This is a genomic window from Streptomyces sp. NPDC038200, assembly GCF_055600785.1.
The window spans coordinates 83,456-105,209 of sequence record NZ_JBVJYH010000015.1 but is presented as its reverse complement, the minus strand read 5'-3'; the positions used below and the strand labels follow the sequence as shown (position 1 = coordinate 105,209).

General features: G+C 70.5%; 20 protein-coding genes and 1 riboswitch. Of the genes, 4 read left to right on the top strand and 16 right to left on the bottom strand.

Annotation, left to right across the window (positions count from 1 at the left end; translation table 11 throughout):
- The first annotated feature begins 49 nt into the window (after positions 1-49).
- On the top strand, positions 50-583 hold the full coding sequence (locus tag ACZ7KF_RS27525) for a PadR family transcriptional regulator (protein ID WP_471080375.1): 534 nt from the start codon (positions 50-52) through the stop codon (positions 581-583).
- Here the strand turns inward: ACZ7KF_RS27525 and ACZ7KF_RS27520 are convergent.
- The 5 genes from ACZ7KF_RS27520 to ACZ7KF_RS27500 all read right to left on the bottom strand — a co-directional run bounded on the left by ACZ7KF_RS27520 (position 564) and on the right by ACZ7KF_RS27500 (position 5,906).
- Positions 564-1,751 (bottom strand): hypothetical protein, encoded by a 1,188-nt coding sequence (locus tag ACZ7KF_RS27520; RefSeq protein ID WP_471080372.1) that lies wholly within the window; start codon positions 1,749-1,751, stop codon positions 564-566. The two genes, ACZ7KF_RS27525 and ACZ7KF_RS27520, sit on opposite strands and share 20 nt — an antisense overlap.
- A 27-nt stretch (positions 1,752-1,778) precedes the next feature.
- Complete coding sequence (locus ACZ7KF_RS27515) at positions 1,779-2,792, bottom strand: C40 family peptidase (protein WP_471080369.1); 1,014 nt, start codon at positions 2,790-2,792, stop codon at positions 1,779-1,781.
- Between the two features lie 237 nt (positions 2,793-3,029).
- Positions 3,030-4,064: a C40 family peptidase gene (locus ACZ7KF_RS27510; RefSeq protein ID WP_471080366.1), complete on the bottom strand. Its 1,035-nt coding sequence runs from the start codon at positions 4,062-4,064 to the stop codon at positions 3,030-3,032.
- Between the two features lie 212 nt (positions 4,065-4,276).
- A complete protein-coding gene (locus ACZ7KF_RS27505) occupies positions 4,277-5,620 on the bottom strand; it encodes an NYN domain-containing protein (protein WP_471080363.1) in 1,344 nt (447 codons plus the stop codon).
- Positions 5,621-5,666: 46 nt separating this feature from the next.
- Positions 5,667-5,906: a hypothetical protein gene (locus tag ACZ7KF_RS27500; protein WP_014672226.1), complete on the bottom strand. Its 240-nt coding sequence runs from the start codon at positions 5,904-5,906 to the stop codon at positions 5,667-5,669.
- Positions 5,907-6,061: 155 nt separating this feature from the next.
- Here ACZ7KF_RS27500 and ACZ7KF_RS27495 point away from each other — a divergent pair, with 155 nt between their 5' ends.
- Both ACZ7KF_RS27495 and ACZ7KF_RS27490 read left to right on the top strand, forming a co-directional pair.
- Positions 6,062-6,805 (top strand): rhomboid family intramembrane serine protease, encoded by a 744-nt coding sequence (locus ACZ7KF_RS27495; RefSeq protein ID WP_471080360.1) that lies wholly within the window; start codon positions 6,062-6,064, stop codon positions 6,803-6,805.
- On the top strand, positions 6,802-7,083 hold the full coding sequence (locus ACZ7KF_RS27490) for an Lrp/AsnC family transcriptional regulator (protein WP_030742549.1): 282 nt from the start codon (positions 6,802-6,804) through the stop codon (positions 7,081-7,083). The genes ACZ7KF_RS27495 and ACZ7KF_RS27490 overlap by 4 nt, the downstream gene beginning before the upstream one ends.
- On the opposite strand, the gene ACZ7KF_RS27485 is transcribed toward ACZ7KF_RS27490, so the two are convergent.
- The 7 genes from ACZ7KF_RS27485 to ctaE all read right to left on the bottom strand — a co-directional run bounded on the left by ACZ7KF_RS27485 (position 7,080) and on the right by ctaE (position 16,530).
- A complete protein-coding gene (locus ACZ7KF_RS27485; protein ID WP_471080357.1) occupies positions 7,080-9,326 on the bottom strand; it encodes a protein kinase domain-containing protein in 2,247 nt (748 codons plus the stop codon). The two genes, ACZ7KF_RS27490 and ACZ7KF_RS27485, sit on opposite strands and share 4 nt — an antisense overlap.
- 128 nt (positions 9,327-9,454) lie before the next feature.
- Entirely contained in the window at positions 9,455-10,819 is a 1,365-nt protein-coding gene (locus ACZ7KF_RS27480; protein WP_471080354.1) for an aminotransferase class V-fold PLP-dependent enzyme, read from the bottom strand.
- A gap of 143 nt (positions 10,820-10,962) precedes the next feature.
- Positions 10,963-11,079: riboswitch (SAM riboswitch) on the bottom strand.
- Between the two features lie 80 nt (positions 11,080-11,159).
- Positions 11,160-12,224, bottom strand: a complete 1,065-nt coding sequence (gene trpD / locus ACZ7KF_RS27475) for an anthranilate phosphoribosyltransferase (RefSeq protein ID WP_471080351.1) — start codon at positions 12,222-12,224, stop codon at positions 11,160-11,162.
- A 121-nt stretch (positions 12,225-12,345) separates the two neighbouring features.
- On the bottom strand, positions 12,346-13,983 hold the full coding sequence (gene qcrB / locus ACZ7KF_RS27470) for a cytochrome bc1 complex cytochrome b subunit (RefSeq protein WP_471080348.1): 1,638 nt from the start codon (positions 13,981-13,983) through the stop codon (positions 12,346-12,348).
- On the bottom strand, positions 13,980-15,038 hold the full coding sequence (gene qcrA / locus ACZ7KF_RS27465) for a cytochrome bc1 complex Rieske iron-sulfur subunit (RefSeq protein ID WP_471080345.1): 1,059 nt from the start codon (positions 15,036-15,038) through the stop codon (positions 13,980-13,982). The genes qcrB and qcrA overlap by 4 nt, the downstream gene beginning before the upstream one ends.
- Positions 15,035-15,847: a cytochrome bc1 complex diheme cytochrome c subunit gene (gene qcrC / locus ACZ7KF_RS27460; protein WP_471080342.1), complete on the bottom strand. Its 813-nt coding sequence runs from the start codon at positions 15,845-15,847 to the stop codon at positions 15,035-15,037. Before qcrC ends, qcrA begins: the two co-directional genes overlap by 4 nt.
- A gap of 62 nt (positions 15,848-15,909) precedes the next feature.
- Positions 15,910-16,530 (bottom strand): aa3-type cytochrome oxidase subunit III, encoded by a 621-nt coding sequence (gene ctaE, locus ACZ7KF_RS27455; RefSeq protein ID WP_030348419.1) that lies wholly within the window; start codon positions 16,528-16,530, stop codon positions 15,910-15,912.
- Positions 16,531-16,684: 154 nt separating this feature from the next.
- Between ctaE and ACZ7KF_RS27450 the strand changes: the two genes are divergently transcribed.
- Positions 16,685-17,086: a response regulator gene (locus ACZ7KF_RS27450; RefSeq protein ID WP_471080339.1), complete on the top strand. Its 402-nt coding sequence runs from the start codon at positions 16,685-16,687 to the stop codon at positions 17,084-17,086.
- 107 nt (positions 17,087-17,193) lie between these two features.
- Here ACZ7KF_RS27450 and ACZ7KF_RS27445 read toward each other — a convergent pair whose 3' ends face one another.
- The 4 genes from ACZ7KF_RS27445 to ctaC all read right to left on the bottom strand — a co-directional run bounded on the left by ACZ7KF_RS27445 (position 17,194) and on the right by ctaC (position 21,713).
- Positions 17,194-18,456 carry a L,D-transpeptidase gene (locus ACZ7KF_RS27445; RefSeq protein ID WP_471080336.1) on the bottom strand — a complete coding sequence of 421 codons (1,263 nt, stop codon included), beginning with the start codon at positions 18,454-18,456 and terminating at the stop codon, positions 17,194-17,196.
- A 169-nt stretch (positions 18,457-18,625) separates the two neighbouring features.
- The gene (locus tag ACZ7KF_RS27440) at positions 18,626-19,024 is read right to left on the bottom strand and encodes a cytochrome c oxidase subunit 4 (RefSeq protein WP_225822688.1); all 399 of its coding nucleotides are present in this window, start codon (positions 19,022-19,024) and stop codon (positions 18,626-18,628) included.
- Positions 19,021-20,754 carry an aa3-type cytochrome oxidase subunit I gene (ctaD, locus tag ACZ7KF_RS27435; RefSeq protein ID WP_471080333.1) on the bottom strand — a complete coding sequence of 578 codons (1,734 nt, stop codon included), beginning with the start codon at positions 20,752-20,754 and terminating at the stop codon, positions 19,021-19,023. Before ctaD ends, ACZ7KF_RS27440 begins: the two co-directional genes overlap by 4 nt.
- On the bottom strand, positions 20,751-21,713 hold the full coding sequence (gene ctaC, locus ACZ7KF_RS27430) for an aa3-type cytochrome oxidase subunit II (RefSeq protein ID WP_471080330.1): 963 nt from the start codon (positions 21,711-21,713) through the stop codon (positions 20,751-20,753). Before ctaC ends, ctaD begins: the two co-directional genes overlap by 4 nt.
- Positions 21,714-21,754 lie beyond the last annotated feature (41 nt).

Sequence of the window (21,754 nt, the reverse complement as noted above, 5' to 3'; positions counted from 1 at the left end):
TCGATTAGAGGTAGCATGGGTGTCCTGTCCGCTGCAACGAGGAGTTGGCGTGCTGGAGTTGTCGATCCTGGGCTTCCTCGCCGAGGAACCGCTGCACGGCTACGAGCTGAAGGAGCGCATCAAGGCGCTGAGCGGACACGTCCGCCCGGTCAGCGACGGCGCGCTGTACCCGGCCATCAACCGGCTCGTCGCCGCCGGCCTGCTCGACCAGCGCGCCGAGGACGGCGCCGGCGCCGCGCCGCGCCGCACGCTGTCCCTGACCGGGCGGGGCCGCACGGAGCTGCTGGAGCGGCTGCGCAGTCCCAAGCAGGCGGAGATCACCGACCACGTCCGCTTCAACACGGTCCTGGCCTTCCTGCGCCATCTGGACGATCCCGCCGGGCAGGCCGCCGTGCTGCGCCGCCGCCTGGAGTTCCTGGAGGCCCCGGCGAGCTTCTTCTACCGGGAGGGCGAGCCGGTGCGCGCGGAGCAGGCCGGGGACCTGTTCCGGGAGGGCATGCTGCGCGTCGCGCGGGCCACCGGGAACGCCGAGCGGGAGTGGCTGCGGGAGGCCATCGGCGTGCTCAGCCGAGCTGCGCCGTGAGGTACTCGCGCCAGCGCGCGGTGAACTGCTCCGGCGTCGTCCCGAGCACCTTCTTCAGCGCCCCCTCGACCGCGCCGGCCCGCTTGTCGTGGGCGCCGACGGACCGGTAGAACGCCCCGAGCCGGGTCGCGCCCCACCGGTCGGCGATCATCCGGCAGGCCAGCCAGCCCCCCTCGTAGGCCCGCGCCAGTTCGGTGGGCTCGCTGGTGAAACCGAAGTCCTTGTCGCCGGGGAGCGTGTCGGGCGCCTCGCCGTCCCGGACGGCGCGGGCCAGTTCCGGGGCGGCCTCGTCCGGGGCGCGGCCGGTGCCGAGATAGCCGACCCAGTCGGCGTAGCCCTCGGAGAGCCACAGCGGGGTGGCGGCGGTGGTGGCGGCCCGGGTGGCGACATGGGCCGTCTCATGGGTGAGGACGACCTGCTTGCCGAGGTCGCCGAGCACGGCGTACGCCTCGGGGTTGACCACCACCCGGTCCGCGGGCGCCGTGCCGGAACCGCCGGCCTCTCCCGTGGTGACGGCCGCGATGCCCCGGTAGTCGGCCTCGGGCGAACCCAGCAGGGCCGCCATGCCCGCCAGCGACCGCGGGACCAGGACGACGACCCGGCGGCTCCATCTCGTGCCCCACGCCCCGGAGACGGCCGGCACCGCCCGGTCGGCCAGCCGGGCGTACGGCTCCAGCCCGGCCGCGGACCCGTCGGCGCCGAGCACCAGGCTGTGCGCGCCCCGGACGGCGGCCACCGTGCCCTGGTCCCACAGCTGCTGCCCGGCCTTCCTGGCGGGCTTGTCGGCGGTGACGTACCAGTGGCCGTCGGCGGTGCGGCCGAGGGTGAGGGTGCGGCGGGCGTCGACGGGTGCCCGGTCGTAGCCGGCGACGCGGTAGCGCAGGTCGGCGTCGGCGGTGGCGCCGGAGCCGGTGCGGCGCAGAGCAGTGACCTTGTAGGCCCAGGAGGCCAGCGGGAGGGCGCGCAGCCGGGTGTACTCCGTGCGGGTGCCGGTCGCGCCGTACGCCGCCTCGTCGTGGCCGAGCAGGGCCGCCGAACGCCGGTCCAGCACCTGCTGCACCTCCGCCCGCGCCGGGTCTCCGGCAGGTTTCCCGGTACACCCGGCGAGCGGCAGCAGCAGACCGAGCCCCACCGCTCCGATGCTCCACGCCCGCCCGCGACCAGCCACTTCCCGATCGTACGGCGAGCGGCGCGGTCAGGGGCGGGTGACCGAGGAGACCGGCATCATCCCGACCGGGTCGTAGCGCACCGGAGCGCCGGGGTAGGGGGCGTGGACGACCTGGCCGTTGCCGACGTACATCGCCACATGGCTGGCGTCGGAGCGGTAGACGACCAGGTCGCCGGGGCGGGCCTGGGAGAGCGGGACCTGCCGGCCCGCGAACCGCTGCTCCTGCGAGGTGCGCGGCAGCTGGATGCCGGCCTGCGCGTACGCCCACTGCATCAGGCCGGAACAGTCGAAGCCGGAGGGGCCGTTGGCGCCCCACACGTAGGGGCGGCCGAGGGCGGAGCGGGCGGCGGCCAGGGCCGCGGCGGCACGGACGTCGGGGACGGCGGCGCCGGCCGGGCCGGGCAGGTCCGGGCGGCTGCCGCGGGAGGCCCGGTCGTAGGCGGCGCGCTCGGCGGCGGGCAGGGCGTTGATCAGCTGCCGGGCCCGGGCGAGCTTGTGCTCCACGGTCCGCTTGTGCGCGGCCACGGCCTTGCGGCTCTTCTCCAGCTCGGCGAGCTTCCCGGCCGTCTCGGAGCGCTCCTGGGCGAGTTCGCGCAGCGCGGACTGCAGCTCCTTGAGCCGCCCGGCCTGCCGGGCGCCGATGCGGTCGAGCGTGGACGCCTTGTCCAGGTAGTCGTCGGGATCGGCGGAGAAGAGCAGGGCGACCGTCGGGTCGATGCCGCCGGCCCGGTACTGGGCGCCGGCCAGCGAACCGAGCTGCTCGCGCAGGTCGTTGACGCGCTGCTGCTGGCGGGCGATGCGGTCGTGCGCCTCGCGGACCTCCCGGCGCAGCTTGCCGGCGCGCTCGTCGGCCTTGTCGTAGGCCTGGGTCGCCCGCTCCGCCTCCTCGTAGAGGCGGTCCACCTCGGCGCGGCCGTCGCCGCCGGGCGCCGCGTGCGCCGCCGGTACGGCGCCGAGCACGGCCGCCGCGGCCGACAGCATGCCCAGGACGACACCGCCCCGGTTGGATCCGGACGGTGCAAGGCGACGATGGGACCCCACGGCAGTCCTTCTGCTGGCGGACACAGGCCGTTCCCCGGCGCCTGGGGACGGGGAGGCCCCTGCGCCGGGGAAACGCGGCAGACAGTAGCCGTGCGGAGGGGGCCCGGCCAAAGGCCGTGGCGTCAACACAGACTGACGCCCCGCCGCTGACGCAGGTCACCGGCGGGGCGAGGAGTCAGTTCGGGTTTCGGTGATTCGCCCGTTCGGGCGCCACCGTGTCCCGGACGGAACGCGGGATCAGACCCGGACGCCGAACTGGAACGGCATGTTGTTGATGGACTCGTAGCGGACCACGGCACCGGTGTGCGGGGCGTGCAGCACCTGGCCGTTGCCGGCGTACAGGCCCACGTGGTGCAGGTCGCCGTAGAAGAAGACCAGATCGCCGACCTGCAGCTGGCTGGCCGAGCCGATCCGGGTGCCGATGTTCGCCTGCGCCTCGGAGGTGCGCGGGATGGAGACGCCGGCCTGGGCGTAGGCCCAGGAGGTCAGGCCCGAGCAGTCGAAGGAGGAGGGGCCGGACGCGCCGTAGACGTAGGGCGAGCCGATCTTGCTCTGGGCGGCGGAGAACGCGGCCGCGGCACGGCCCGAGGAGGGCGGGGCGTCGCCGAGGTCCACACGCTCGGTGGAGGAGCGGTTGGCGCGCTGCTGCTCGTCGGCGAGCTGCGCCTTCTCCTTGGCGGTCAGCGTGTTGAGGAGCTTCTGCGCCTCGGTGAGCTTGGCCTGGACTTCCTTCTTCTTGTTGCCCAGTTCGGTCCGGGTGGCGGAGAGGTCCTTGAGCTTCTCCGTCGCCTCGGCCCGCTCCTGGGCGAGTTCGCGCTGTTTGTCCTGGATCTTCTTCAGCGCGTCGACCTGCTGGCTGCTCAACTGGTCGAGCGTGGAGGCCTTGTCCAGGAAGTCGTCCGGGTTGGAGGACAGGAACAGCTGGACCGAGGAATCTATGCCGCCCGAGCGGTACTGGGCGGTGGCCAGCGAACCCAGGCCGTCGCGGAGCTTGTTGAGCTCCTCCTGACCGCGGGCGACGTTGTCCTGGATGGTGGAGATTTCCTTCTGCAGCTTCTGCTGCTTCTCCTTGGCGCCGTTGTACTTCTCGGTCGCCTGCTCGGCCTGCTCGTAGAGCTTGTCGACCTTCGCCTTGACCTCGTCCTTGCCGAGCTTCTCGCTCGGGGCGGCGTTGGCGGCGTTGGCGCTGAGCGCGACGGCAGCTGCGGCAGCGGTGGTGAGCACGGTCACACGGGTGCGGCTCGGCTGCTTGGGTCGACGGTGGGACGCCACGGAGGACGAACTCCTTCTTGTGAGTGATCACCCGTTCGGAGGTTCGAGCCCAGACCCTAGTGACCCAGTTGTGATCAGTTCAAATCCTCACGGCAAAAAAACCCGTCACGCCATGCATTCTTTGCACATAACTCACATGCAGTGATGCGTGATTGACCCTACGTTGCACGACGATGCGGTCAATTCGGGCATTGCCCATGTCCGTTGGACCTTCAGGACAGTCGCTTCAGAAGCACCGCAGAGGCCACCGGTCGGGCACCCGCCTTGGCCACCCCGTCGGCGACCTCGCGGTCGGTGGAGGCGACGATGACCGGACGGCCCGGCGGCTCCGCGCGCACCAGCTGGCGGATCAGCTCGTCGGCCGTGACACCCGGCTTGGAGAACAGCACCCGGACCCCGCGCGGCGGTGCGAGCAGCACCGGCGCGGCCAGTTCGGCGCCGTCGAAGACACAGGTCACCTCGGCCCCGGTCTGCGCGGCGAGCGCCGAGAGCTGCCCCAGCAGCCGGAGCCGCTGCTTCTCCAGCGGCATCTGCGGATAGCCGGTCTTGGTCACGTTGTAGCCGTCGACGACCAGATGCGCCTGCGGCAGCGCCAGAAGCTGGTCGAGAATGGCCGGATCGTTCTCGGACAGCGCCCGCGCCGCGATGTCCTTCGGGGTCATCCGTCCCGGTTCGACCGCGTCCACGGTCTCGGCCGGACGCACGGACACCGGGGGCAGGGCGAGTTCGCGCCGCAGCCCCTGGGTGGCGTCCAGCAGGGTGTCGAGCAGCAGCCGCACCCGCATGTCCTCCACGCTGCGGCCCTCGCGGGCCGCCCGGCGGGTGGCCTCCAGCGCGGCCTCGGCCTCGCCCAGGCGGGCCTTGAGCCGCCGGGACTCGCTCTCCGCGGACGACACCTGCGCCTGCGCCTCGGCGCGCGCGGCGTCGATCTCGCCCTGCACCTTGCGCAGCGCGGCCTCGCCCCGCTTCACATCGCTGAGCGCGGCCCGCAGCTTGCGGTGAAGCGACTCCGCTTCCTTCTTCGCCGACTCCAGCTCCGCGCGCAGCCGTTCGGTCTCGGCGCGGGTGTGGTCGCGGGCCTGCGCCAGCTCCGCGCGCAGCCGCTCCAGCTCGACCCGGCTCTCCTCGTCGGCCCGCTCGGCGTCCGCGCGCTGGGCCTCCTCGCCGGCCGCGGCGACCAGCTTCACCCAGCCCGCGGGGCGCAGAACATAGGCCGCAGCCGCCACGTCGAGCGGGTCCGCGGCCGGGGGCGGGGAGCCGGAGTCGAGAGCGCCGCAGAGTTCCGGCTGCGCCTCTCTGAACTTCTCCCCGATCCGCTGCCGGAACAGCGGATCGGTCTCCAGCGCCGCCGCCATCGCGTTCCCGGCGAACTTCGCCCGGCGATTGGGGGCGAACCGGGCGTACTGCCGCAACTGGGCGGGCAGTTCCGCCACGGTCAGCCCGCCGAAGCCGTCCGCGACGATCTGCACGACCCGCCGGCGCACGCCGTCGGGCAGCGGACGGTCAAGCACCTCGGCGGTGCCGTCGCCCGGCCCCCCGCCCGCGGTCTCCACCATCCGTCACACCCCAATGCCGAAAAAGCCTCTCCGGGGGCCGCTCCGCTCAGGAGCCGGCGCCCGGCCTGTCCACGAGTTCCACCTGGTCCACCGCGTTGCACCAGCGGCAGCGCACCGATTCGATGGTCTCACTGACCACCTCGCGCTCCTCCACCGTCGGCTCGCCGGCCAGGTCGAGGTGGACGTATTCGACGACCTTCGACGAGCGGGTCACGTCGAACCGGGTGAGGTTGCCGCACAGGGTGCAGCGCCAGCGTGTCGTCGCCGTCGGCAGGGGAACCGTCATCGTGACTGTTCGCTTCCTTCTGTCGTGTGCGTCCGCGCCGCTCCCCGACGCGTGTGGCTCGTAACCCTACGGCCTGGCGGGTACTCGTCGCCCGTCCGTCCACGGCGGCGAGGCGGTCTGTCAGCTTGCGTCCCGTTACGTCATGCTCTGTAGTCATGATCAGCACCTGGAGCACGGCCGTCGGCAGGACATTCAGATCGGTCCGGGGCGCCTCGGCGCCCATGACGTACGGCCTCATCGCCCTGTGCTCTCTGGTCTTCGCCCTCGGTCCGGCCTCCGGACTGGTCCCCGGGTACGGCACCGGCGACGCCCTGCTCGCCGCGCAGCGGGCGTACTTCCGGCACTGGGGCGTGGTCCCGGCCGAGCTGTTCGCCGGACCGGCCGGCGCGGCGCTCACCCCGGCCACCGCGCTCTTCGTGCACGGCAGCTGGGTGCACCTGCTCGGCAACATGCTCTTCCTCTTCGTCTTCGGGGCGATGACCGAGGAACGGATGGGCCGAGTGGAGTTCACCCTCTTCTACGTCGGCTGCGGCTACCTCGCCCTGCTGGGCTACGCGGCGGCCAACGCCGCCTCCGCACAGTCACTGGTCGGCGCGTCCGGGGCGATCTCGGCGGTCCTCGGAGCGTTCCTCTACCTGTTCCCCCGCGCGCGGGTCACCAGTCTGCTGCCGTTCCTGTTCTTCCTGCCGCTGCGCTTCCCGGCGTGGGTCGTCCTGCCGTTCTGGGCCGCCCTGCAGTGGCTGGCGGCGGAGCAGGCCTCCGACGGGCCAGGGGTGGCCTACCTCGCGCACCTGGTGGGGTTCGGTCTGGGCTTCGGCTACGCGTGGGTGCGATACGGCCGTACGGCTAGAGTGAATCCCGCCCCAGCTCCGGTCACCGAGGGAGAGAAACAGCCGTGATCACCGCGATCGTCCTGATCAAGACCAGCGTGGACCGGATCCCCGAGATCGCGGAGCGGATCGCCGCTCTGGACAGCGTCAGCGAGGTCTTCTCGGTCACCGGCACCTACGACCTGATCGCCATGGTCCGGGTCCGGCAGCACGAGGACCTCGCCGAGGTCATCCCGGCCCGGATCAGCAAGATCCCCGGCGTGGAGGCCACCGACACGCACGTCGCCTTCCGCACCTACTCCCAGCACGACCTGGAGGCCGCGTTCGCGATCGGCCTCGACAACTAACCGTCCAGCTCCACCGCGGCGATGCCGGCCCCCGAGGGGACGTAGAGGCGGCTGCCGCGCACGACCGGGGTGTGCTGGTCGTCGCCCGCGCCGTGGCCGAGGGCCGCGTTCCAGCGCTTCTTGCCGTTCAGGTCCAGTGCCCAGACGCGGTCGGCCGCGCGGGCGTACACGGTGCCGCCGGCCACCACCGCGCGGGGCTCCGCCGCACCGCCCTCGATGCCGTACGTCCAGGCGCGGGTGCCGTCGGCCGCCCGGACGCCGTACACGGTGTTCTGTTCCGTGCCGACGGCCAGCGTCCGGTTGCCCGCGGTCAGGGCCCCGGAATCGGCCTCCCGCCGCCACAGCCGCCTGCCGTCCGCGAGGCGGAAGCCCTGGCGCAGGGCGGGGGCGTCCGCGAAGAGGGTGGTACCGGCGAGGGCGACGGCCCTGACATCGGTGCCCGCGGCCACCTGCCACTTCCGCGACCCGTCCCGCGCGTCCAGCGCCAGCAGGGTGTCGCCGAAGCTGCCCGTGCAGACCACGTCGCCCCGGACGAGGGGCGTGCCGGTGGGGCCGGCCGGGGTCTTCGCGGTCCACTTCTCGGCGCCGTCGGCGGTGTAGCGGCGCAGCCCGCCCGTGTCCGTGCCGCCGACGGAGACGAGGACGTCCGTACCGAGGAGGACCGGGACGGCGTACGACCGGTCGCCGAGGGTGCGGGTCCACCGCGGGCTGCCGGAGGGGCTCACCGCGGTCAGCCGGCGCACGTCGTCGCTGTGGAAGCCCACCACGCAGTAGACGCCGTCCCGGGTGGCCACGGGGGTGGAGACGTCGTCGCCCAGCCGGACCTTCCAGCGCTTGGAGCCGTCCCGGGAGATCGCGTGCAGCACGCCGTCGGAGGTGCCCACGTAGACGACGGAGCCGTCCGGGGAGAGCCCGCAGCAGGGGCCGTCCAGGCCGCCGATGCCACCGAGGTCGTACTGCCAGCGCAGCACGGCGGGCCGGGCGGAGGCCGGCCGCCGCGTCATGCCGGAGGCCGACGCCTCGTCGGGCGGCTGGGAGCTGGCGTGCATGGTCTCGGTGCTGAACCCCCGGTCCCACAGCAGGGCACCGCCTCCCACCCCGGCCGCCCCGCCGACGAGGGCCTTCAGCAGCCGGCGTCGCCCCGGGGCGACGGGTCCCAGGCGGCGGAGAGCCGTGAGGGAGGACGTGAGAGCCGTGGCGGCCTCGGGGGGCGAGGCGGGAGCGGGGACGCCGGTGGCGGAGGTGGTGGGGTCCGCTGCAGCCGAGGCGGCTGGAGCGGGCGGGATGGCGGGCTCGGGCTCGGGGTCGCGCTCGGGCTCGGGCTCGGGCTCGGGTGCCAGGTACTCCACGCCGCTGGGGCGGTCGTCGGCGGCCGGGCGGGGCTGCGCGGCGGGGCCGTACCAGCCGGGGCGGAGGCCGGCCCGCAGGGTGTCCGAGGTGAATCCGGCGCTCGCCACCACCTCCGCCGGCTCCGGACGCTCCAGCGGGTCCTCGCGCAGACAGGCCGTCACCAGCGGCCGCACCCCCTCGGGGACACCGGACAGATCGAAGTCGCGGGTCAGGATGCGCAGCAGGACCACCGAGTCCTGCCCCTCGCCGAAGGGTTCCCGGCCGGCCGCCGCGTAGGCGAGGACCGCGCCGAGCGAGAAGACGTCGCTGGGCGGGCCGACCTGGCCGCCGTTGCGGATCTGCTCCGGCGAGACGTAGCCGACCGAGCCGACCACCGCGCCGGTGCGGGTCAGCGAGGTGGCCTCCAGGGCCCGGACGATCCCGAAGTCGATGACCCGGGGCCCGTCCGGGCCCAGCAGGATGTTCGACGGCTTGAGGTCGCGGTGCACCAGGCCCTTGGCGTGGATGGCGGCCAGCGCCTCGCCGAGCGCGGCGGCGAGGATCCGGACCGCGGGCCCGGGCAGCGCGCCGTGGTCCAGGACGGCGTCCCGCAGATTCGGCCCGGACACGAACTCCGTCGCCATCCAGGGCCGTTCGGCCTCGGTGTCGGCGTCCACGACCCGCGCGGCGTACGTCCCCGCGCCGCCGACGGTCTGGGCGGCGCGCACCTCGTGGCGGAAGCGGGCGCGGAAGGTGCGGTCCTCGGCGTGCTCGGTGCGCACGACCTTCACCGCGAGCCTGAGCCCGGTGCGGGACGCGGCGAGATACACCTCGCCCATGCCTCCCGCACCGAGTCTGCCCAGGACTTCGTACGGGCCGATGTGGCGCGGGTCGGTTGCGCGCAACGGCTGCACTCCGGGGTCCCCCTGTCCGATGTGGTGTCAGGGGGAGGTTATATGCGCCTCGTCGGCCGCCGGGTACGGAGGTACGGCGAGTGCGCGACGCCGGTGGCCCCGCGCGCCGTTCCCCGCGCGCCGGCGGCTCAGCCGACCGCCGGGACGCAGCGGCCGTCCTCCGTCCTGTACGTCCACTGCGCGCCCTGCGCGACCAGTTCCCCGACGGCGTTCACGAAGCGCTCGACGTGCTCGTCCGGCGTGCCCGCGCCGAAGCTCACCCGGATGGCGTTGAGGGACTTCTCCCCCGGGGCCGCCTCGGGGGCGCCGCACTCGCCCTGGGTCTGCGGGTCGGTGCCGAGCAGGGTGCGCACCAGGGGGTGGGCGCAGAAGAGGCCGTCGCGGACGCCGATGCCGTACTCGGCGGAGAGGGCGGCGGCGAAGTGGGAGCTGTTCCAGCCCTCGACGACGAAGGAGATGACGCCGACGCGCGGGGCGTCGTCGCCGAACAGGGAGAGGATCCTCACCTCGGGGACCGCGGCGAGGCCCTCGCGGACCTTGCTGATCAGGTGCTGCTCGCGGGCGACCAGGGTGTCCCAGCCGGCCTCGGTGAGGGTCTTGCAGGCGGAGGCGACGGCGTAGGCGCCGATGACGTTCGGGGAACCGGCCTCGTGGCGGGCGGCGCTCTCGTGCCACTCCACGTCCACTCCCCCGTCGGTGCGCCGGGTCACCTTGCGGCTGGCGCCGCCGCCCGCGAGGTACGGCTCGGCCGCCTGGAGCCAGTCGGCGCGGCCCGCGAGGACACCGGAGCCGAAGGGGGCGTACAGCTTGTGGCCGGAGAAGGCGACCCAGTCGACGTCCAGGTCGCCGATGTCGACGGGGTGGTGCGGGGCCAGCTGGGCGGCGTCCAGGACGATCCGGGCGCCGTGGGCGTGTGCGGCGGCGGCCAGTTCGCGCACCGGCCACAGCTCGCCGGTGACGTTGGAGGCGCCGGTGACACAGACCAGGGCGGGGCCGTGGGGGTCGCGGTCGGCGAGGGCCCGCTCCAGGGTCTCCACGGCCTGCCGGGGGGTGCGCGGGGCGTTGAGGTAGGTGACCTTCGCGTCCTGCCAGGGCAGCAGGGAGGCGTGGTGCTCGGTCTCGAAGACGAAGACCTGGCAGTCGGCCGGGATCACCCGGGCCAGGAGGTTGAGGGAGTCGGTGGTCGAGCGGGTGAAGACGACCTGGTCGCCCGGGCGGCAGCCGAGGAACTCGGCGACCGCCTTGCGGGCGTTCTCGAACAGGTCCGTGGAGAGCTGCGAGAGGTAGCCGGCACCGCGGTGGACGCTGCCGTAGTACGGGGCGTACGCGGCGACGTCGTCCCAGACGCGCTGGAGTGCGGGGGCGCTGGCCGCGTAGTCGAGGGCGGCGTAGGTGACTTCGCCGCCGGTGACCAGCGGCACGGTGACATCCCGGCCCAGAACGGACAGAGGGGCACAAACAGACTGGTCGGCGGCAGCGGTGGAGACAGACATGGCGAACTCCCGTGAGAGGAATACGAGAAAGAGAGAAAGGGGTGTGCGGAGGCGGGGCTCTGCGGCCCTAACGCATTCGCTTGCTCACGGAAGGCTCCCTCGACGACCAGGACCCCTGGTCCCGCGCTCGACAGCGCGCGAGGGGTCCGCGCTTGCCGTAGACCTCGCTGCCTACGGCCTGGTCTTCACCCGGGGCACCCCGCCACGGACGGAGGGTTGCCGGACAGTCGGCCGGGGCCTGATGACTGTCACTCATGACCTGGTACAGGAACGTACGCGAAATGATCGTCGTCCCGCAACCCGTGTCCGGATCGCGGGACGCTCGTCGGCCGGGACGGGGTCAGGCGTTGCTGACGGCCACCCAGCGGTCCAGCGTGCGCCTGGCCGCGCCCGAGTCGATCGACTCCGCCGCCTGCGCCATGCCGGCGCGCAGCTGCTCGGCGAGGGGCGCGTCCGTCGGCCGGAGGGCCACCAGCGCCGCCGCCGAGTTCAGCAGGACGGCGTCCCGTACGGCCCCCCGCTCGCCGTCCAGCAGTCTGCGGGCGACCTCCGCGTTGTAGGACGCGTCGGCGCCGCGCAGGGCGTCCACGGGGACGAGGTCGATGCCGACGTCCCGGGGGTCGAAGATCTCCTCCGTGACCTTGCCGTCCCGGACCACCCACACCCGGGAGGGAGCGGTGACGGTCAGCTCGTCCAGACCGTCCTCGCCCCGGAAGACCAGGGAGGAGTTGCCGCGCTCGGCGAGGACACCGGCGACGATCGGCGCCATCCGGGGGTCGGCCACACCGACGGCCTGCGACCGCACCCGGGCCGGGTTGGTCAGCGGACCGAGCACGTTGAAGGTGGTCCGGATGCCCAACTGCGCGCGGGCCGGGGCGACATGACGCAGGGAGGGGTGGAACCGCACCGCGAAGCAGATGGTGATGCCGGCTTCCTCGGCGACCTCGGCGACCCGCCGCGGGGTCAGGTTCAGGTTGATCCCGAGCTTCTCCAGCACGTCGGAGGAGCCGGAGGCCGAGGACGCGGCGCGGTTGCCGTGCTTGACGACCTTGGCGCCCGTGCCCGCGACGACGATCGAGGACATGGTGGAGATGTTCACCGTCTTGGCGCCGTCGCCGCCGGTGCCGACGATGTCGACGGCCGGCCCGGGCACCTCGATCACGTTGGCGTGCGCGTACATCGTCCGGACGAGTCCGGCGATCTCCTGGACCGTCTCGCCCTTGGCCCGCAGCGCCACCATGAACCCGGCGATCTGGGCGTCGGTCGCCTCCCCGCGCATGATCAGGTCCATCGCCCAGGCGGTGTCGTCCGCGGACAGGTCCCGGCCGTCCAGCAGACCGTTCAGCAGGACGGGCCAGGAGCGGCCCGCCGCGGTGTCGCCTCCAGCGGGGGTCACAGCGCTCATCAGCCGCTCCTTGTCCAGGTTCCTGCTTCGTCGGACACCACCCTATCCATCCCCCGGCACGGCGAAGGGCCCCGTCCGGGGTACGGACGGGGCCCTTCTGCGTGGCGTGGCGACGCGGGGATCAGTGGTGGCCGTGGCCGCTCGTGATCTCCTTGTACTCCTCGACGGTCGGCTTCGGGATCTGGTTGTCCTCGCCGTAGTAGGCGTTGCTGAGCTTGACGCGCAGCTTCTCGGACGCCGTCACCTTGCGCTCGACACCGTTCTCGTCGACCGTCGGGCCGATCTCGGCCGGCTCGTACTGGTGGTGCGCGGTGAGGGTGTGCAGCTGCTCCTGGCTGAGCGGCTCGTGGATCTCGATGAACTCACCGTGCGGCAGGCGCTTGATGATGCCGGTCTCGCGACCGTGCAGCACCTTGTCGTGGTCGCGACGCTGCAGACCCAGGCAGATCCGCTTGGTCACGATGAACGCGATGACCGGGCCGGCGAAGAAGAAGATCCGGACGAACCAGGTGACCGCGTTGATCGACAGGTGGAAGTGGGTGGCGAAGAGGTCGTTGCCACCGCCCACCAGGCCGACCATGTAGACCGTCACCCAGGCGACACCGAACGCGGTACGCGTCGGGGCGTTGCGCGGGCGGTCCAGGATGTGGTGCTCGCTCTTGTCGCCGGTGACCCAGGACTCGATGAACGGGTAGACCGCGATCGCCGCCAGGACGAGACCGAAGAGCACCAGCGGGATGAACACGCCCAGGACGAGCGTGTGGCCCCAGAAGTTGATCTCCCAGCCCGGCATGTAGCGGACCAGACCCTCGGCGAAGCCCATGTACCAGTCGGGCTGGGCGCCCGTGGACACCTGGTCCGGACGGTAGGGACCCATGGCCCAGATCGGGTTGATCTGGGCGACCGCCGCGATGGCCGCGATGACACCGAAGACCAGGAAGAAGAAGCCTCCGGCCTTGGCCATGTAGACCGGCAGCAGCGGCATGCCGACGACGTTCTTCTCGGACTTGCCGGGACCCGCGAACTGCGTGTGCTTGTGGTAGAAGACCAGGATCAGGTGCGCCACCATCAGGCCGAGCATGATGCCCGGCAGCAGCAGGATGTGGATCGAGTAGAACCGGGCGACGAAGTCGTGGCCGGGGAACTCGCCTCCGAAGAGGAACATCGAGATGTAGGTGCCGACGATCGGCATCGACAGGATGGCGCCCTCGGTGAAGCGGACACCGGTGCCGGAGAGCAGGTCGTCCGGGAGCGAGTAACCGGTGAAGCCGGTGAACATGCCGAGGACGAACAGCAGGAAGCCGAACAGCCAGTTGATCTCACGCGGCTTGCGGAACGCGCCGGTGAAGAAGACGCGCATCATGTGCACGAACATGCCGGCGAGGAAGATCAGCGCCGCCCAGTGGTGGATCTGCCGGATGAGCAGACCACCGCGCACGTCGAAGGAGATGTGCAGGGTCGAGCTGAACGCCTCGGACATCAGCTGTCCCTGGAGCGGGACGTACGAGCCGTGGTACTCCACCTCGTTCATCGACGGGTGGAAGAACAGCGTCAGATAGACACCCGTCAGGATGATGATGATGAAGCTGTACATGCACACTTCGCCCAACATGAACGACCAGTGGTCGGGGAAGATCTTGCGCATGTTGGCCTTGGCCAGGGAGTAGATCCCGAGCCGGCCGTCGGCCCAGTCGGCGATCCGCTCGCCGGCCGGAGCCTTCCCGCGGGAGCGGGACTCTTCGTTGGGTGCAGTACTCATCCGCGCTCCCAGAATGCAGGACCGACGGGCTCCTCGAAGTCGCCGAGCGCCTGGAGGTAACCCTCACTGTCCACACCGATGCGCAGCTGCGGCAGGGCGTGGCCGGCGGGGCCGAAGATCACTCGGGCACCGTCGGAGAGGTCGAAGGTGGACTGGTGGCACGGGCACAGCACGTGGTGCGTCTGCTGCTCGTACAGGGAGATCGGGCAGCCCACGTGGGTGCAGATCTTCGAGAACGCGACGATGCCCTCGTGCGACCAGTCGAGCTCGCGCTTGTCCTTGATGTTGTTCGGCTGGAGCCGGACGATCATCAGGGCGGCCTTCGCGATCTCGTTCTGGAAGTCCTCCTGGGTCTCCTCCAGGCCGTCGGGCATGGCGAAGGTGAGCGAGCCCACCGCGACGTCCTCGGGACGCAGCGGCTCGTTGGTGTTCATGTTGACCAGGCGCTTGCCCTTGGCCCACAGGGTGTGGCGGAGCTTGGTCCCCGGCGCCGGGCCGAGACCGCCGAGCAGCATGACACCGGAGAGCGGCACCAGGGCCAGCGCACCGAACATGGTGTTGCGGATCAGCTTGCGGCGGCCGAGCGCCGACTCCTTGGCACCCAGCTTGAAGTCCGCGTGCACCTTCGCGCGGACCTCGGGGGAGGCCGCGATCGCGTGCCGCTCGTCGGCGACCTCCACGTCGGACATCAGGGTCCGGGCCCAGTGGACCGCACCCGCGCCGATGCAGAACAGCGCCACACCGAGGGTGATCCCCAGCGCGAAGTTCATCGCGCTGATGTGCCCGATCGGGAAGACGAAGATCGACTTGTCGTTCGGGATCACCAGGTACGAGACGATGAAGCCGATGGTGGCCAGCATCGACACCGTGAACAGCAGGGCGACCATGCGCTCGGACCGCTTGGCGGCCCGCTCGTCGATGTCCTGGATCCGGTGCTCGTGCGGCGGCAGCCCCGGGTCGGCGAACGGGTTCTCCTCGTCCGCGACCCCTACCGCGCCATGTGCGTGGTCCTGCTCAGCGGGCAGGTTCTCTTCTGGAATGTCTTGGCTACTCATGACTTCTTGGCCTTTGCGGTCCGAGCGGCGACCCAGACGGCGACCGCGATCAGTGCGCCGAGGCCGAAGATCCAGGCGAACAGGCCCTCGGTGACCGGCCCGAGGCCGCCCAGCTCGAGGCCGCCGGGGTTCTCCGTCTGGCTGCCGTTGACCGCGTTCAGGTACGCGATGATGTCCTTCTTGTTCTTCTCCGACATCGTGGTGTCGGGGAAGGACGGCATGTTCTGCGGGCCCGTCTGCATGGCCTCGTAGATGTGCTTGGGAGCGACACCTTCCAGGCTCGGGGCGTACTTGCCCTTGGTCAGGGCGCCGCCCTTGCCGGTGAAGTTGTGGCACTGCGCGCAGTTGGTGCGGAACAGCTCGCCACCCTTGGCGATGTCCGCGCCCGCGGGGCCGTACTGCTCCTTGGTGGGCACGCTCGGACCGGCGCCCAGCGACGCGACGTACGCGGCGAGCTGGTCGATCTGGGCCTGCGTGTAGATGTTCTTCTTGCTCGGGACCTGGGCGCCCTGCGAGGTGGCGGCGGGCATACGGCCGGTGCCGACCTGGAAGTCGACAGCGGCGGCACCCACGCCGACGAGGCTCGGACCGTCGGAGGAGCCCTGGCCACCGGTGCCGTGGCAGCTGGCGCAGCCGACAGCGTAGAGCTTCTTGCCCTCCTTGATGGTCAGGGACTGGGAGGTCTCATCGGCCTGCGCCTTGCCCGCGGGCGCGAACGCGGCGTACAGCCCCCCAGTGGCCGCCAGCGCGAGGAGTAGGACGACGACCGCCGCCAGCGGATGGCGTCGTCGTGCGGAGAGCTTTTTCACGGATTACCCCGGTGTCAGGATCTTCTGCGTCGGTGCTTCTGGATGTGCGGGAGCGGTCCCGGCTACTTGATCAGGTAGATCGTGGCGAAGAGGCCGATCCAGACGACATCGACGAAGTGCCAGTAGTAGGACACGACGATGGCGGCGGTCGCCTGCTCGTGAGTGAACCTCTTGGCCATGTAGGTGCGGCCGAGGACCAGCAGGAAGGCGATGAGACCGCCCGTCACGTGCAGGCCGTGGAAGCCGGTGGTCAGGTAGAACACCGAGCCGTACGGGTCGGAGGACAGCGAGATGCCGTCCTTCTTCACCAGCTCCGTGTACTCGTAGATCTGACCGCCGATGAAGATCGCACCCATGATGAAGGTGAGGATGAACCAGCCACGGAGCTTCTTCACATCGCCGCGCTCGGCCGCGAACACGCCGAGCTGGCAGGTGAGGGAGGAGAGCACCAGGATCGTGGTGTTCGTGGCGGAGAAGGGCACGTTGAGTGCCTCCGCCTGTTCCTTCCAGTGGACCGGTCCGGTCACCGACCGGAGGGTGAAGTACATCGCGAAGAGGGCCGCGAAGAACATCAGCTCGGAACTCAGCCAGATGATGGTTCCGACGCTGGTGAGGTTCGGCCGGTTGACCGACGGGTGCGCGTGCCCGGTTTCTACTGTCGTTGCTGTCGCCACGACCGACATTATGTCGGTCGCTTATCTCGCGCTCACTCCGGGGGGTGCCGTTCGGAGTGTTGCCACCCGCCATACCGGTGTTGACGTGGTGTTCATGGGAGTAACATCCGCCCAAACGGCCCTGTCCGTCCTGTCCGTACGACGCTGACGTCTCGGAGGAACAATGCAGCCGACCGCCACGGTGCTGGTCTACAGCGACGACTCCACCACCCGCGAGCAAGTACGGCTGGCCGCCGGGCGCCGGCCGGCTCCGGACGTGCCCCTGGTGGAGTTCGTGGAGTGCGCGACCCCGGAGGCGGTGCTGCGGGAGCTGGACAAGGGCGGCATCGACGTCTGCGTGCTGGACGGCGAGGCCGTGCCGATGGGGGGCATGGGGATGTGCCGGCAGATCAAGGACGAGGTGTTCAACTGCCCGCCGGTGCTGCTGCTGATGGGCCGGCCGCAGGACGCGTGGCTGGCCACGTGGAGCCGGGCGGACGCCGCGGTGACCCTGCCGGTGGACCCGGTGGAGTTCGCCGCCTCGCTGGCCTCTCTGCTGCGCCGGAAGAGGCTGCTGAGCGCCTAGGAGCCCGGGGCGCGGGGCACCTGTGCGACCGGCGGTCCGGTGTGGCCGGTCGCGCCCGCGCGGCGGCAGCCGCACGGCGGGCAGGGCCCCGCGCCCCTCCGGCGCGCTCACAGCGCCACGGGCTGGATCCTCAGCGCGTCCCCCGGTGCCGGGCCGTCCGGCCGGCCGTTGAAGAGGGCGCTGCCCGTACGCCACTTCGCCCAGTCGACGTTCCAGTCGCCGAAGCCGTTGCCGAAGGGCTCCATGGTCTGGCCCGCGGAGTTCACGACCTTGACGATGTCGCCCTCGCGGATGTTGTCGAAGAACCACTCGGCGTTGGACGTGCTCATACCGGTGCAGCCGTGGCTGACGTTCTCGTATCCCTGGGAGCCCACGGACCAGGGGGCGGCGTGGACGTACTCGCCGGACCACGTCACCCGGGTGGCGTAGTAGACCGGCAGGTCGTAGGAGTCGGAGGTGCCCTCGGCGATGCCGACGGTGGTACCGCGCATCCGTACGAAGTACTGCTTCTCCAGTACGACCTTGACCCCGTTGCGGGTCTCGAAGCCGGGCTTGCCCGTGGTGACGGGGATCTGCTCGATCTGCTGGCCGTTCTTGTAGTACGTGAGCTGGTGCGCGGCGGCGTCCGTGACGACCTCGACCCGGTCGCCGATGGTGATCTTCACCGCTTTGGCCGCGCCGCCCCAGAGCCGGTCGTTGATCCGGATGCCGTCCAGGTTGCTGTGCGCCTGGACGGTCGCGTGGACGGGCCAGTACTCCTTGGGGCGGTAGTGGAGTTCCTTGTCGCTCACCCAGTACCAGGAGCCCTGCACGGCCGGCACCGAGTCCACTCGCAGGGCACGCTCGACGATGGCGCGCTGTGCCTTGTCCTTGATCTCCTGGTCGAGTTGGGCCGTGATCGGCTGCCCGACGCCGAAAGTCCCCTTCCCCGGCCCGAACGTGACGTTCAGGCGCTTCTTGCTGGTGGGCTCGCTGGTGTCGAACGCGAGGACCTTGCGGCCGGGCGCCCCGTCCTCGTCCTCGGTGCTCACCGTGACCGTGTAGTGGGCGTTGGAGGCCAGCGGGGAGGTGCTGTGCCAACGGCTGCCGTCGGCCGCGAGTTCGCCCGCCACATAGCGCCCTGTGGAGTCCTGGGCGGTGACGTCCGTGATACGGCCCTCACCGCTCTCGGCGGTGATCTCCAGGGGCTTGTCCGGGTCGGCCCGCTTCCCCGTCTCGGTGGGGCCGTTGAAGGAGATCTGGTCCGCCGCGTCGTACGGCCTGGCCGACAGGGGGTTGCCGTCCGAACCGCAAGCGGTGACGCCCGCGCCGAGGGCGATCACCAGCAGTGTGCAGCTGACGACGGTGCGGGTCCGCGGAGTGTGGTTCATGTGATCACGCTATGAGCTGGAGAGCCGACCGGCGCGCCGGGCAACTCGTTCGGGGGAACGGTGCTCCGGCAAAGGACGGACACGCCGGACGTCCCGGACCGCGCCGGGAACGACGGGAGCCCGGACCCTCCGTCAGGAAGGTCCGGGCTCCCGGTGCGTCCGGCGAGTCCTACTGGGTGCGGTTCTCACCGTGGTAGTACTCGAACACCCAGCCGAACAGGCCGAGCAGGATGATCGGGGCGGCGAAGTAGATCAGCCACCAGCCGACCGCGATGCTGAGGAAGGCGATGGCACCGCCGAAGCCCAGCATGAGCGGCTGCCAGCTGTGCGGGCTGAAGAAGCCCAGCTCGCCCGCCTCGTCCGCGACGTCCGCTTCCTTGTCGTCCTGGGCGCCCGCGTCGACCCGCCGGGCGGTGAAGCCCAGGTAGAAGCCGATCATGACGCTCAGGCCGAAGGCCAGGAAGAGCGCGGTGGTACCGGCCGGCTCCTTCGACCACACGCCATACACGATGGCCATGATCAGGATGAAGACGCTCAGCCAGATGAACATCCGACCCTGGATCTTCACTTGCCGGCCTCCTTGCTGCCCGCGACGGCGGTGCCGTGACCGGCGTGCTCGAGCTGCTCGAGCGCGGCGATCTCAGGGTGGTGCAGGTCGAACGCCGGGGATTCGCTGCGGATCCGCGGCAGGGTGAGGAAGTTGTGCCGCGGCGGCGGGCAGGAGGTCGCCCACTCCAGCGAGCGGCCGTAGCCCCACGGGTCGTCCACGCCGACCGGCTTGCCGTACTTGGCCGTCTTCCACACGTTGTAGAGGAACGGCAGGATCGACAGGCCGAGCAGGAACGAACTGATCGTCGAGATCGTGTTCAGGGCGGTGAAGCCGTCGGCCGCCAGGTAGTCGGCGTAACGACGCGGCATGCCCTCGGCGCCCAGCCAGTGCTGGACCAGGAAGGTGCCGTGGAAGCCGATGAACAGCGTCCAGAAGGTGATCTTGCCGAGGCGCTCGTCCAGCATCTTGCCGGTCATCTTCGGCCACCAGAAGTGGAAGCCGGAGAACATCGCGAACACGACCGTGCCGAACACCACGTAGTGGAAGTGGGCCACCACGAAGTACGAGTCGGAGACGTGGAAGTCCATCGGGGGCGAGGCCAGGATGACACCGGTCAGGCCACCGAAGGTGAAGGTGATCAGGAAGCCGACCGCCCAGAGCATCGGCGTCTCGAAGGACAACGAGCCCTTCCACATCGTGCCGATCCAGTTGAAGAACTTCACGCCGGTCGGTACGGCGATCAGGAACGTCATGAAGGAGAAGAACGGCAGCAGCACACCGCCGGTGACGTACATGTGGTGCGCCCACACCGTCACGGACAGACCGGCGATCGCGATGGTGGCCGCGATCAGACCCATGTAGCCGAACATCGGCTTGCGGGAGAAGACCGGGATGACCTCGGAGATGATGCCGAAGAACGGCAGGGCGATGATGTACACCTCTGGGTGGCCGAAGAACCAGAAGAGGTGTTGCCACAGCAGTGCGCCGCCGTTGGCCGCGTCGAAGACGTGTGAGCCGAACTTGCGGTCCGCCTCCAGGGCGAACAGCGCGGCCGCCAGGACCGGGAAGGCCAGCAGGACGAGCACCGCGGTCAGCAGCACGTTCCACACGAAGATCGGCATGCGGAACATGGTCATGCCGGGAGCGCGCATGCAGATGATCGTGGTGATGAAGTTGACCGCGCCGAGGATGGTGCCGAAGCCGGAGAAGGCCAGACCCATGATCCACATGTCGGCGCCGATGCCCGGCGAGCGGACCGCGTCCGACAGCGGGGAGTAGGCGAACCAGCCGAAGTCCGCCGCGCCCTGCGGGGTGAGGAAGCCGCCCACCGCGATGGTGGAGCCGAACAGGTAGAGCCAGTAGGCGAACATGTTCAGCCGCGGGAACGCCACATCGGGGGCACCGATCTGCAGCGGCATGATCCAGTTCGTGAAACCGGCGAACAGCGGCGTCGCGAACATCAGCAGCATGATCGTGCCGTGCATCGTGAACGCCTGGTTGAACTGCTCGTTCGACATGAACTGCAGACCGGGCCGGGCCAGCTCGGCGCGCATCAGCAGCGCCATCACGCCGCCGATCAGGAAGAACGCGAACGAGGTGACCAGATACAGCGTGCCGATCGTCTTGTGGTCGGTGGTCGTCAGCCACTTCACCACGACATTGCCGGGCTGCTTGCGCCTGACCGGCAGCTCGTCGGCGTACGAGCCATCAGCTGCCGCGGCACCCTGGGGTTCGTTGAGGATGCTCACAGGTTGTTCGTCTCCCGGTTCTTCTCGTGGCTCGTCTGCGCGATGCCGGCGGGAATGTAACCGGTCTGCCCCTTCTTGGCGAGGTCCTTGAGGTGCTGCTCGTACCGCTCGGGGGAGACGACCTTCACGTTGAACAGCATCCGGGAGTGGTCGACGCCGCAGAGTTCGGCGCACTTGCCGAGGAAGGTGCCCTCCTTGTTGGGGGTCACCTGGAAGGCGTTGGTGTGGCCCGGGATGACGTCCTGCTTCATGAGGAACGGCACCACCCAGAAGGAGTGGATGACGTCACGCGAGGTCAGGACGAAGCGAACCGTCTTGCCCTTGGGAAGCCAGAGCGTCGGACCGGGGTTCTTCGTCTGCGGGTTCCGCGTGCCGGGCGTGCCGACGTCGTAGACGCCGCCGGCGTTCGCCGGGAATTCCTTCTTGAACCGGTCCGGAATGGCGTCCAGGTTCTTGTCGGTCTTGGCATCGCCGGTGGAACCGGGGACGTTCTCGACGTAGTTGAAGCCCCAGCTCCACTGGAAGCCGACCACGTTGACCGTGACGTCGGGCTTCTTGTCGGTGAGGCTGAGGAGCTTCGACTCGTCCCGGGCCGTGAAGTAGAAGAGCACCGAGATGATGATGATCGGGACCACCGTGTACAGGGCCTCGATCGGCATGTTGTACCGGGTCTGCGGAGGAACCTCGACCTTGGTGCGGCTGCGCCGGTGGAAGATCGTGCTCCACAGGATCAGGCCCCACACCAGCACGCCGGTGGCCAGCGCGGCGGCCCAGGAGCCCTGCCACAGGGAGAGGATCCGCGGAGCCTCTTCCGTGGTCGGGGTGGGCATGCCAAGGCGGGGGAAGTCCTTGTATGTGCAACCGGTTGCGGTCGCCAGGACCAGGCCCGCGGTCAGTGCCTGCAGCAGCTTCCGCCGCATCGGGCGCCGCGGCGAGCGGTCGGAGCCGTTGGGACTCACGTAGCGCCTTCCCGAGAGTCTCGCCCGCGCGGTCGGCTGCG

What these genes read in the sequence shown, in the direction of transcription:
- ACZ7KF_RS27505 (WP_471080363.1), bottom strand. Translation starts at nt 5,620, where the DNA reads ATGGTGGAGACCGCGGGCGGGGGGCCGGGCGACGGCACCGCCGAGGTG.
- ACZ7KF_RS27500 (WP_014672226.1), bottom strand. Translation starts at nt 5,906, where the DNA reads ATGACGGTTCCCCTGCCGACGGCGACGACACGCTGGCGCTGCACCCTG.
- ACZ7KF_RS27495 (WP_471080360.1), top strand. Translation starts at nt 6,062, where the DNA reads ATGATCAGCACCTGGAGCACGGCCGTCGGCAGGACATTCAGATCGGTC.
- ACZ7KF_RS27480 (WP_471080354.1), bottom strand. Translation starts at nt 10,819, where the DNA reads ATGTCTGTCTCCACCGCTGCCGCCGACCAGTCTGTTTGTGCCCCTCTG.
- trpD (WP_471080351.1), bottom strand. Translation starts at nt 12,224, where the DNA reads ATGAGCGCTGTGACCCCCGCTGGAGGCGACACCGCGGCGGGCCGCTCC.
- qcrB (WP_471080348.1), bottom strand. Translation starts at nt 13,983, where the DNA reads ATGAGTACTGCACCCAACGAAGAGTCCCGCTCCCGCGGGAAGGCTCCG.
- qcrA (WP_471080345.1), bottom strand. Translation starts at nt 15,038, where the DNA reads ATGAGTAGCCAAGACATTCCAGAAGAGAACCTGCCCGCTGAGCAGGAC.
- ctaE (WP_030348419.1), bottom strand. Translation starts at nt 16,530, where the DNA reads ATGTCGGTCGTGGCGACAGCAACGACAGTAGAAACCGGGCACGCGCAC.
- ACZ7KF_RS27450 (WP_471080339.1), top strand. Translation starts at nt 16,685, where the DNA reads ATGCAGCCGACCGCCACGGTGCTGGTCTACAGCGACGACTCCACCACC.
- ACZ7KF_RS27445 (WP_471080336.1), bottom strand. Translation starts at nt 18,456, where the DNA reads ATGAACCACACTCCGCGGACCCGCACCGTCGTCAGCTGCACACTGCTG.